Source organism: Thermovibrio ruber, assembly GCF_055380895.1.
In genome coordinates, this window is record NZ_AP042397.1 from 583,585 (window position 1) to 595,000 (window position 11,416).

Annotated in this window: 10 protein-coding genes; all 10 read right to left on the reverse strand. The window is 35.2% G+C overall.

Translation table 11 applies throughout. The annotated features are described in order from the left end of the window. Positions 1-3: 3 nt before the first annotated feature. Genes ACZ424_RS02955 through ACZ424_RS03000 form a run of 10 tightly spaced genes read right to left on the reverse strand, consistent with a single transcriptional unit; the run spans position 4 to position 10,672 of the window. Positions 4-1,227, reverse strand: coding sequence for a cytochrome-c peroxidase (locus ACZ424_RS02955; RefSeq protein ID WP_464905035.1), 1,224 nt, complete (start codon positions 1,225-1,227; stop codon positions 4-6). Between the two features lie 41 nt (positions 1,228-1,268). Further along, positions 1,269-1,910 carry a dethiobiotin synthase gene (gene bioD / locus ACZ424_RS02960; RefSeq protein ID WP_464905036.1) on the reverse strand — a complete coding sequence of 214 codons (642 nt, stop codon included), beginning with the start codon at positions 1,908-1,910 and terminating at the stop codon, positions 1,269-1,271. Further along, positions 1,907-2,152, reverse strand: a complete 246-nt coding sequence (locus tag ACZ424_RS02965) for a hypothetical protein (protein WP_464905037.1) — start codon at positions 2,150-2,152, stop codon at positions 1,907-1,909. The genes bioD and ACZ424_RS02965 overlap by 4 nt, the downstream gene beginning before the upstream one ends. Further along, positions 2,134-2,484 (reverse strand): flagellar export chaperone FliS, encoded by a 351-nt coding sequence (gene fliS, locus ACZ424_RS02970; RefSeq protein WP_464905038.1) that lies wholly within the window; start codon positions 2,482-2,484, stop codon positions 2,134-2,136. Before fliS ends, ACZ424_RS02965 begins: the two co-directional genes overlap by 19 nt. 13 nt (positions 2,485-2,497) lie before the next feature. Continuing rightward, positions 2,498-3,844 carry a flagellar filament capping protein FliD gene (fliD, locus tag ACZ424_RS02975; RefSeq protein ID WP_464905039.1) on the reverse strand — a complete coding sequence of 449 codons (1,347 nt, stop codon included), beginning with the start codon at positions 3,842-3,844 and terminating at the stop codon, positions 2,498-2,500. A 7-nt stretch (positions 3,845-3,851) separates the two neighbouring features. Further along, the gene (locus tag ACZ424_RS02980; RefSeq protein ID WP_464905040.1) at positions 3,852-4,211 is read right to left on the reverse strand and encodes a flagellar protein FlaG; all 360 of its coding nucleotides are present in this window, start codon (positions 4,209-4,211) and stop codon (positions 3,852-3,854) included. A 56-nt stretch (positions 4,212-4,267) separates the two neighbouring features. Continuing rightward, positions 4,268-5,128 carry a flagellin gene (locus ACZ424_RS02985; RefSeq protein ID WP_464905041.1) on the reverse strand — a complete coding sequence of 287 codons (861 nt, stop codon included), beginning with the start codon at positions 5,126-5,128 and terminating at the stop codon, positions 4,268-4,270. Positions 5,129-5,154: 26 nt separating this feature from the next. Next, positions 5,155-6,612, reverse strand: a complete 1,458-nt coding sequence (locus tag ACZ424_RS02990) for a glycosyltransferase family 2 protein (RefSeq protein WP_464905042.1) — start codon at positions 6,610-6,612, stop codon at positions 5,155-5,157. Between the two features lie 11 nt (positions 6,613-6,623). After that, a complete protein-coding gene (locus tag ACZ424_RS02995; protein WP_464905043.1) occupies positions 6,624-7,865 on the reverse strand; it encodes a glycosyltransferase in 1,242 nt (413 codons plus the stop codon). Beyond that, positions 7,850-10,672: a glycosyltransferase family 2 protein gene (locus ACZ424_RS03000; RefSeq protein WP_464905044.1), complete on the reverse strand. Its 2,823-nt coding sequence runs from the start codon at positions 10,670-10,672 to the stop codon at positions 7,850-7,852. The genes ACZ424_RS02995 and ACZ424_RS03000 overlap by 16 nt, the downstream gene beginning before the upstream one ends. Positions 10,673-11,416 lie beyond the last annotated feature (744 nt).

Consider the following 11,416-nt stretch of genomic DNA (forward strand, 5'->3'; position numbering starts at 1 on the left):
GTTTTACTCAGGATTGTTACCCGGAAGCTGGGGAAGAACTCTTGCTTCAAGGGGGACTTCGCCGGTTAAAGAGCGAAGGAAGTCTGCAATCTTCTTCGCTTCTTCGTCGGATAGTTTCTTTCCGAGCTCTTTCTGAGCCATTATCTTAACTGCCTCTTCAAGACTGTTTACAGAGCCGTCGTGGAAGTAAGGAGCAGTAAGTGCAACGTTTAAGAGTTGTGGCGTTCTAAACATATACTTGTCTGCAGGGTTCTTGGTTACTCTGTAGCGTCCAAGATCGTTGTTCCACTTGAACTTGTGGAACCTACTGTCTGAAAGAACTGGCCCGTTATGGCAGGCAATACATCCGTATTTAACAAAGAGAGCCATTCCCTCTTTCTGCTCTTTCGTGAGAGCTCCGTCCTCTCCCAAGAGGTACCTCTGGAACGGAGAGTTTGGGGTGTTGAGAGTTCTCTCAAAGGCAGCAATGGCTTTTACAACGTTCTCAAAAGTAACAGGGTTTTTCTCTCCCGGAAATGCCTTCTTAAAGAGTTCCACGTATTCAGGTATGGCCTTAAGCCTGCGAACAACAATTTCGGGGGTTGAGTTCATCTCAACGTGAGCCTGAAGCGGACCCTTAGCCTGCTCTTCAAGAGTAGGAGCTCTACCGTCCCAGAATTGAACTCTTAAGAAACCTGAGTTAAGTGTGGTAGGAGCGTTTCTTCCACCAGTTTTCCAGTGGTCTCCAAGAGAAGTTTTTTGATTATCATCACCACCTAAAGCGAGATTATGACAAGTATTACAGGAAATAAGCTTACTCCTTGAAAGCCTTGGGTCGTAGTAGAGCATCTTTCCGAGCTTTACTTTTTCGGGAGTCATTGGATTGTCAGAAAGAATAGGGGGGAGTGCAGGTAGAGGTTTAAAGAACTTCTTGTACTTTGCGTAAGGATCTGATACAACCTCACGAACGTTTTTAGTTTGGGCCCTCTTTGAAGCGTGAATACCTCCTCCAAAAAGTTCGTTAGCAGCTTTAACGTAAGGCAGTCCTGGAGGCATTTTTCCTTGGGAGACCATCTCTTTCACTTTAGCCAGAAACTCTCTCTTTGAATGAAACATTGAAAGGAGTTTAGACTTTGTTGGAGCAACCACCCCGTTGTGACAGCCTGCACAGTTGGTCTCCCAAACACCTGCCTTTGCTCCAGCTGTAGAAAGGATAAAAACAGAAAGCGCTATGAGAGCTCTCCTCATAATACCCACCTCACGATTGATTCTCTAACTAAAATTATAAACTATTGCAAAAAGATTTCAAGCAGCTTCAACTCTTTCACTACACGCTCAACGTCCCGGCAGGAATAGAAAGGAACAACTGGAACCTTCAGGAGTTTCTTCAAACTGTAGAGATTAGTTCCAAAACTCTCATCAAATTGTTGAAAACTGTTGAGAACAACACCCTTAACCTCTAAACCGGCATTTAAACAGGCATTCACGGTTAAGAGAGTGTGATTTATAACTCCCAACTTGTTAAGTGCAACAACTACAACAGGCAAAGATAAGGAAACGGCAAGGTCTAAAAAAGAAAAACTCCAATTTATCGGAACCATAATTCCACCAGCTCCCTCAACAACTAAAGGTGAACGGGAAAGAAGAGACTTACACCTGTCAACGATTTCCTCAACATCTATATCTATACCATCAAATTCCGAAGCAACAGAAGGAGCAAGAGGGTCTCTAAAAGAGTAAACAGGCTTTAAATAAACCCCAGATGCTTCTGAGAGTTTTTCAGCATCCTCACAAACAGGAGAACATCCGGTTTCAACTGGTTTAAAACCCAAAACATCTAAGCCATTTTTTCTCAAGGCTCTAATGAGACAACAGGAAAAGTAGGTCTTCCCAACGCCAGTATCTGTTCCAGTTATGAACAGCCCTTTCATTTAAGATAGCTCTTTTTAACTTTTGTCTTATTACTTGCTTCCCAAACTAATTTCTTTTCTAAAGATTCAAGTTTCTCAGAGTAGAAATCCAAAAACTCCAGAATTTTTAAAGCATCTTCCCGCGAACAAGAAGGAATAGCGTTAGAAACATCAGAAAGGAGTTTAGAAGCTCTTCTAAAATCTCTAACCTCAATGCAGAAAGAAATCTCTTTAAGTTTATCTTCTACTTTATCTCTTCCCAAGCCGACTTTACCGTCTCAAGCATTTCTACAGCTGTTGAAAGGAGCTCCCCATCATTCCTACCGTTTGCCAGTACCAACATATCAAGAACATGATCATAAAACTGCCTCAAGGACTTGGCCACTTCTCCACCCTGTTCCATATCAAGGGAAGTGTTTAAAACCCTAATAATCTTATCAGCTTTAGCTATGTTGTTAGCTTTCCTAACTATATCACCTTCGTTTATAGCTTCAAGAGCATCTTTAAGAAGGAGAATAGCTTTATCGTAAAGCATTACAACTCTTTCAACAGGTGAAGCAGTTTCAACCTGCGTTTTTAAGTAGGGATTATCCATCTTTTAACCTCGTTTATTGAGAGTTTGTATTGGAAGTAGGAAGGAGAGAAATCTGACCAAACGTAGCGGTAAGTTTAGCCCTTACCTCTGCCATCTGTTGTTGGAATAGCTGAAGTTGAACAAGTTGCTCTTTCAACGCATTAATCTGGTCAGTTAACAGTTTTTTCATAAACGTTATCTGATCTTCTACTGATTCCTTCCTGTCATTGAGGTTTTTTATAGAGAGCTCTACAGGACTTTCAGGGCTTTTTAAGTAGACTAAGTAATCATAGAGGGAAGACTTAACTTCACCAATTGCAGATTTTAGAGTATCTGGAGAGGTCTCTTCAAGTGAGGTAAGTTGAGCAGTTTTAACAGAAAGATGACCTGTATCTTGATCAACCTCTAAAAGATTAAGGTTAAAAAGTGGTTGGAGTTTTGAAAGTATAGACGACCTTATCATTTGAAGAGTTGTATCACCGGAAAGGCTTCCGTCTTTTCCTGCTTCCTTTTGAACGAAATCTACAATAGAATTGTAGGCTTGAATAAACTTATTTAGAGCATCTTCAAACTTAGAAGTATCCTCTTTAACCACTATAGTTGAACTTCCCGTGTTGTTTACTGTAAAACTAACACCCGGGATAACCTCAGAAAATTTATTGTCTGGGCTGGTAAAAGTTTTTGAGAAAACGGTTACCTCTGCATCTGAAGATGTTTGAACGTGGCTGCCTGAATAACTATCTCCTATTTGGAGCTGATCCAACAAATCTCCACTTCCGGTTTCCTTAAGTTCTATAGTGTTATTAGCTCCAGTATCCTTACCCATTAGGAGTAGGTAATAGGAATTCCCATCATAAACTAAAGAAGCTCTCACTTTGTCCTGTGCAGAATTAATCGCATCAACCAATTCCTGAAGAGTTGAAGGTTTTGACGTATCACTTACATCTGTATCGTAATCTATAGTAGCAACAACATCTCCGGCATAACTTATCTGAAGAGTTCCATTAGAAGTTGCTACAGCTTCATCAAGAGATTTTCCACTTTGAGAAAGCCATACATCATTTTTTGCAAGCTGATTTACCGTTATACTGTAGTTCCCGGGTATTACATTTTGTTCATCTGTAATTTTAGCTGTTAAAACGTTTTCATCTGTAACATTTAAACTTTTTCCTTCAACAGGGGTAGAAGTCAAAGTATCAAAAGCTGTATAAAAATTCGAAATTTCTGATTCAAAATCTTTATATGCCTTTACTTTTTCATCTATTTTCGTTTCCTGCGATTGAAGGAGCTGTATCGGCAAACTATTGGCTTGATAATACATATTTAGAATGTTTTGGTAATCAAAACTCCCCAAGTTACTTATGTAAATTTCTCCTGCCATAATTTCCTCAAACTTTGTTATTGTAAAGAAGCCCTGTTATTTCATCCAAGTATTTGGCTATTTTCAGAACATACTCCGGAGGAATCTGTCTTATCACCTTTTTTGTTTCCTTATCTATCACTTTAACAACTACCATGTCCGTATCTTCATCTATTGATATCTTAAGCTGAGTATTCAACATTGAAAGTTTTTTCTCAAGTTCCTTTACCAACTCTTCAAGCATCTTGGGAGAAAGTTTCTTTAACTCCTGCTTATCAACCTTATCAGAATGGGAGCCGTTTTCAGACCTAGCCGGCTCAAGACCAACCGTGTTCTGAACGTTCATCTCTACGGCAGACTGAATGTTAGAAACAGACTTAACATCCATTTCAGACCTCGCTAAATGTTAAGGAGGGGGAGCTCCCCTCCTTAATTTTATACAAACTACCTAAGAAGCTGAAGGACAAGCTGAGGAAGTTGATTTGCCTGAGCAAGCATAGCAGTACCAGACTGCATAAGAATTTGATTCCTTGTAAATTCAGACATTTCCCTAGCGAAGTCAACGTTCCTAATTCTGGATTCAGCCTCTTGAACGTTAATTCTTTGGCTTTCATTGTTTGTAATTATCTTCTCAAGCTCAATCTGGTACGAACCAAACTTGGCGTTTAGCTTATCAACCTCCTTAATCAAAGCGTCTACAGTGCTAATAGTAGCTTCAGCAAGGGTTTGGCTAGTAACGTCAAAAGCGTAAGCTGTTTCACCAAGTGTAATCGTTGAAGGAGCATTGGTGTCTGCAGCTGCACTTGCAGCTGCTGTAGCTCCTTGCATTACTAACGTCTGCTCTGTTCTTCCACCATAGTGAATCGTAAAACTTACAGCTGTCCCAGAACTGAAAAGATGAACGCCATTAAACTCTGTATCTTCAAAGATTTTTCCTATAACATCAACCAACTTATTAATATCTTGCTGAATAATTTTTCTAGTATTATCATCTTGAGAATCGTTAGCAGCCTCAATGGCTTTACTCTTAATGTCGTTTAAGATGTTATAAACATTAGTAAGAGCAGATTGTGCAATTTGAGCTATGGAGATACCATCCTGAGAGTTTCTTGTGGCCTGATCAAGGGAAACAGCATAAGTCTTAAGCTGGTCAGCGATATAAAGACCAGCTGCATCGTCTGCAGCCCTATTAATTCTGTAGCCCGTAGCAAGCCTTTCCAGGGCCTTGTTCATATTTTGCTCTGTCTGTAACAAATTAAAGTGAGTAAAGTCAGCTTGGTAGTTGTAGTTAATTCTGAGTGCCATGACCTACCTCCACTAAGTTAGTTTTTCTAATTTTTATTATCGGAGGTAGATCTTCCTTTTTTAGTTTTTTCCACAAACTCTCTTATCCAAGAGTATTTATCAAGTAGATATCTTGCTACCCACGTATCTCTGGTTTTTTCTAAATACTCAGTATAATAAATTAAGGCATCCTTTAAATTTCCCTCTATTTCACATACACGAGCTAAAAAAAACATGGAAACTGAAACATCGCAAAACTTAGTTATTTCAAATTTCAGTTTAGAAAGGTTGGTATTAAGTAGATAATCCAGGTATAAAGACACAACTAAGTCATCATACCTGTATCGCAAGGCCAACTTTCTCAAAAGATGCTCTTTTCTTAGATCATCATACAAAGATGATAAAAGCATACCAAGATATCTTCCCCCCTTCTTTTCTTTCCATTTCTTATCAACAAAATCTATTATTTCAGGAAACTCTCTGGCATCTTTTTTTAAATCTTCAGACAAGACAATCTTATAAAAATCAGTTAATCTATCACTTGCATACGCCAAACCACTTTTAAAAGAAGCTTCTTCCAAATCATCTAATACCACAGCTGCCATAGTAAGATATTTATAGGCCTTGGTAACATTCCTTCGTTTCTTGAAAAAGAAAAAAGCCTTTAAGAAAAAATCAGGAACTGTTGGTTCTTTGGACAAAATTTCTTTGATGTACTTCTCATATAATTCTTCTTCATTTAATCTTTCTAAAGCATCCAGCAAATAGTTATAAATGTAGATAGCAAAAAATCCAAAGCTATCCTCCTCACCTTCAATCAATTTAAGAAATTCTAAAGCTCTTTCTTTTACTTTTATAAGGTTATCCTTGTCTTCATAGGAAAGAATGCTATAAGTTTGGACTAAATAAAAAAGCTTTATTTTATATTCTCTCTCTGCAGGATTCAGTCCCTCTATTTCTTCTTTAAGTAACTCCAGGTTTCTATAAGCTTTCTTTAATTGAACTTTATAATTTGCATAACCATAATGATTAACATATATAGGCAAACCAACAACAAATTTTGCATTCACAAATTCATGAACCTTACCTTTCCAAACTAAACCTTCCCTTTTTCTATGAATAAAAACCTGAGAGGAAATACCTTTAACTTTTCCAAAGCTATCAAGATTTCTAACTCCAATTAAAACTCCATCTACCTCTTCAGGAAGCCTTTTTAAGTATACAAGTGCCTTCCTATACTCTTCTTCTTCTAATTCAAAATCAGCGTCAAAATGCCAAAGCCATTCTCCGCTAGCTTCTTCTACAGCCCGATTTCTAGCATCAGCGAATCCTTTCCATTTATGTTCAATCACTCTACACCCAAAAGATTTAGCAATCTCTTTTGTTTTATCGGTAGAACCTGTATCCACTAAAATGATCTCGTCAAACTTTCCAACTATACTTCTAAGCAAGCGAGTTATGTTCTTCTCCTCATTTTTTGCAATAATACACGCTGAAATTTTCACACTTTCCTCTTCTAACTTCCAACCAATCTATCAATTAAACCCTTTACTTCCTCTTCTCTTCTAAGAAATTTTGCTAACTCTGTAAGGTTATAAAGGTAATCCTTGTTTATAGGATTCATAGTAACAGCTTTGTAGAAAAACTTATAAGCTTCTTCAAACTTCTTCTCTATCCATTTAATAACACCCAATATATTGTAGATGGGAGCCCCACTATAGATTTGAACAACCTCCTGAATGGCAGCCAAAGTCTCTACAACTTTCCCATCTTTAATCGCTTTTTCAAGCTCATCTACGATGTTTAAAATCTTATCTATATAAAAACTTAACTCTTCCTGATCTTTTTTTGAAACTCCTTGTTCATCTGAAATTAATTCCTTCGCATAATCAAATAATCCCATATTTAAATAAGTCTTTATTAATTCCTTTAGAGTTTCTTGATTATGGAAAATTAAAAGGGCTTCTCTATAAAACTGAGAAGCATTAAAATAATCAAAGTAAGAAACAAGACGATTTCCAATCAGAGTAAAAGCAGTTGCTTTAGCAATTTCTGGTTTTTCCTCCCAAGAAAGAAATGGAAAAATTTCTTTTTTCCAATCAAAATTTTTTAAAACTAAAGTTCTTAGAACATAACTTCTATAAGATGTATCAATAAAAGAATTGAATACTGAGTATTCAATATAGCTAAATTTCGACAATTTCAATTTCAAATTCCTCAAATTCCTATATATAAATTCATAAAATTCAAAGTCAGCAAAATCTTCATTAAATCCTCCAAACTTATTGAAAGACTCTTTTCTTACTAACACTCCCCATTCAGGCAAGTACTCTTCTACAGCCAAGCTTTTCACAAGATCCATTTCATGCCCATAAAGATCTTGATAATTTTTAACCTTCTCTCCATCAGAAAACCTAATTACTACGTTAGGATACACAATATCTACTTTAGTTTCCTCCATAGTTTCAAGGAGTTCTTCAACTGTTGAGTCCTCCAAAACACAACTCGAATTTAAAAAAAGCAAATAATCACCGGTTGCTTCATCAACAAGTCTATTTTTCTTTAACGGTTTATTACCTTCAGTAATCCCCAAAAAATTTACAGAGACATCAAGTTCTTTCAACCTTTCTGTTTCCTTCCTTTCAGTCCCAGAAAAGATAACCTCTTTTACAAAATCCTGATTCTGTCCCAATGAATCAACTAAATCGTCGCAAAGTTCCCCCTCTTCAACAATTAAAACACTCACCTCTTTTCCCACAATTTCCTCCCTTGATATAATAAAATTTGCAACACATCGTCCAGATATTTCTCAAAAATATCCCTATCCCTGGGTTTTAGTAGTAAGTAATCCTTCGCAAATTTTAATGCCATCAGTTTACTTACTTTTCTAACATCCAGAAACTCCCTTAAATACTGTTCTAATCTTCTTCTATCAGGAAGCATATAAATAGGATTCTTTTTTCCCATTTTCCCTGAAACCGCATCATAGACCGCAACTATTAGATATCTAAGGCTGGATTTTTTATAATAGAGAGAATCATAAGCACATCTTAACTTTTCAAATAAGTATAAAGGAAAAGCTCCTTTTTTAATATAAAAATGGATCATGTTTCTATAATAATAGTAAACTTCCTGTCCTTTAAAATTACCTTCCTTGTTTTTATGATATATGCTTGTATAAGGAGTATAAATAGGAATAATCCCTTTCTTCCTTAAATCGTCAAAAAACTCGTTATCTTCAAAATACATAAAATAATTTTCATTAAATCTTATATCTATCAACAAATCAGATTTAACAAAGATATTAGCACCAGACAAAAAAGTGATCCAATGTATCCTTTGTGGATAGTCAAGAAAAGGGATATAACTAGCTTTAAAACCATCATACTGAAGTTTTTCTCTTTCTTTTGAATCCTTAATTTTACAAGTAACAGCAGGAATTCCTGTAAATAGAGAAGTTTTAATAAGTTCCAGCATAGTATTTGGCTCTAATTCTGTATCTGGATTCAATATCCAGATATATTCAGCTCCATTCTTAATTGCTAAATCAATACCTAAATTAGTTCCAGCAGCAAAACCTCTATTTTCTTTCTCTAGTATAATAACCCTTTCTTTTAGCTTTGAAGTTGCTAATCTTAAACTCCTTAATTCCTCTTTATCTTGAGAATGATCTATTATATACCAATAGAAGTTTTGATATTTCTGTTTGTTTAAACTATCTGCCAACACTTTTATATCTTGTGATGAAAAATAGGACACAGTAACAATACCAACCGTCGGTTTTCTTAAAATTTCCTTGGCAATTTCCTCATAATTTATTTTATTATCTACAAATTTAAACATAAATTTATACTTGGATCCCGTAGGAACAAAATATGAAAAATAAATAGTTCTCCCATCTCTCCATAACTCCTCAGGAGTAGGAACATTACCGAAACCGAATTTTTTTATTAGCTTCTCAGCAAATAAATTCTCAGTAACTTCTTTCTTTTTTTCAGAATCTTCACTACTCTTAAAGGAAACATGACCTTCATGGAAAATAAACAAATCTTTAGGAAGAATTAATTTATACTCTTTTTCTCTTAATTTTAGAGAAAAGTCTAAATCATCCATCCCTAGAAAAAGGTCACTATCAAAACCACCAACTTCTTCAAAAACCTCTCTTTTAGTTGCCAAAAAAAAGCCTATTAGAAATTTCCTAACTTCAAAACTATTTTGATATAATGCTTTCAAATGTTTATCAACTAAGTCAATATATTTCATTAATCTCTTCTTGTTCATAAGGAAACAAATAGCTGAAAACCTTTCCAGATGCTGAAAGTCAGCAACAAAATTTGAAATAGCTCCAACAGCTCCTACATCTTTCTTTTCCAAGTATTTATAAACTGTTTCAATCCAAAATTCTGGTAATATAACATCCGGATTAACAAAAACTAAGAACTCATGATTTGATGCTTTCACACCTTTATTTATAGCAGCCGCATATCCAATATTTTCTTTTAGAGAAATAATTTTTAAATTTTCAAAATTATGGAGTTTTACAAAATTCTCAACTAAAGCTAAAGTATCGTCTAAAGAATTGTTATCAACAATTACAAGTTCATCATAGATAGAGATAGACTTTTTAAGGGACTTAAGTAAAGGTATTATAGTCTTTGATGAATTATAAGTCACAATAATTATAGATACAGGAAATCTTCTCTCAAAAGCAGTACTATTACAATTAGTGCTATAATTCTTTTTTAGAAAAATCTCATAGGAACTTAAAATATCTGAAAGTAACTCTGAATGTTCTTCTAAAAGATTTGGATCAAGACTTAAATATGAAAACAAAGTCTCCATTGCTTTAGCTCTATCAGCCTCTGTAAGTTTTATACCTAAAGTTTCTTGAATTTTCTCATTAAGAACAAATTCCTTCCGTTCCTTGTAACCAGAAATCCTAACCTCTATGTTTCTTTGATCTTGGTTTTCATGACTGCAGAAAAACGATAGAGGTCGTGAATAGTAAAAAAGATTTCCCTTAGACAGAAGATACATCCATAATGCCCAATCAGCATTGGCTCTAAAATCTATATCACAAAATTTAAAGGGATTTATATCAAGCAAAGATTTTCTAAACATATAAGTGGAAAACTCTCCTACATAGTTACACAAATCTACTATTGACTTTTTTATAACGCTCTTACCATCAAGAATCTCATCCTTTGAACTCAAAGGATTTGTCGATTTTATCCCCCAAATAATCTCGTTATCCTTATTAACGGGAAGTCTAACAGAAGAAACAACAGAGACTTCTTCATATTTATTAAGAGCCCTCTCCATCAACTCTAAAGCTTCAGGGTGTAACCAGTCATCATCTGCCAAGAATTTTATATACTCATAGTTGGCTTCTTCCAATAACTTTAAGTAGTTCTTTTTAACCCCTAATCTCGTCTTATTTTTCTGATATTTTATTAATTTATCGTATTCCTGCAACAAGTCTTTAATAGAATTAAAGTTTTCCTCCGACTCTGGATTATCATCTGAAATTATTATCTCATCTGGTAACCGCGTTTGAGATAACACAGAAAGAAGAGCCCTCCTGAGGAACTTCGGTCTATTATAAGTCGGGATTAGAACACTTATACCCTTCATGATTTAAAACCCCTTAGTATATCCAAAATACAAAGCTTTCTCTAAAGCCGTAGGATGTTTCATACAATCAGGATAATCCACATATGATTTATAACACTTGGAATCAATTGTAACCCTTTTATGAAGACAACCTACACCCTGAATATCCGGTAAAACAGGGAAAATCAAATTTGAAACATAATCCACTCTATTCCCTGATCTTGCCATACAAAAAAATACTAAGAAATGGCAATTAACACTCGCCGCCAAGTGAACTAACCCTGTATCTGGAGCAATTGGAAACCCCAACTCCAAGTCTCCTAAAGAATAGTTGTCTGGGGAACTAACAACTCCTTATGCAAAATCAAAGCTATCTTGAAAATAAATAATAGTACTTTCAGTATCTAAAAGTTTATCAATAAAACTCCTTATCTTAAAGTAGTTCCAATTAGTAAGATGAGCATAATTTAAATGAGATCCTCCAAATTCCTCATCAGGAAGCGAAAAATATAGATTTCCTTTTTTTCTTCTGAAACTAAAGCATAAGTAATCCTATCCATATCGTAACAATAATAATTCCACGAAAGGAATTTATTAACAAAATAACCCATTCTACTTCCTATTTCTAAAATTGAATCATAGTTTTTCCCTCTTAATCTATTTAAAATAAACCAATAACGCCTTAAATGATGAACA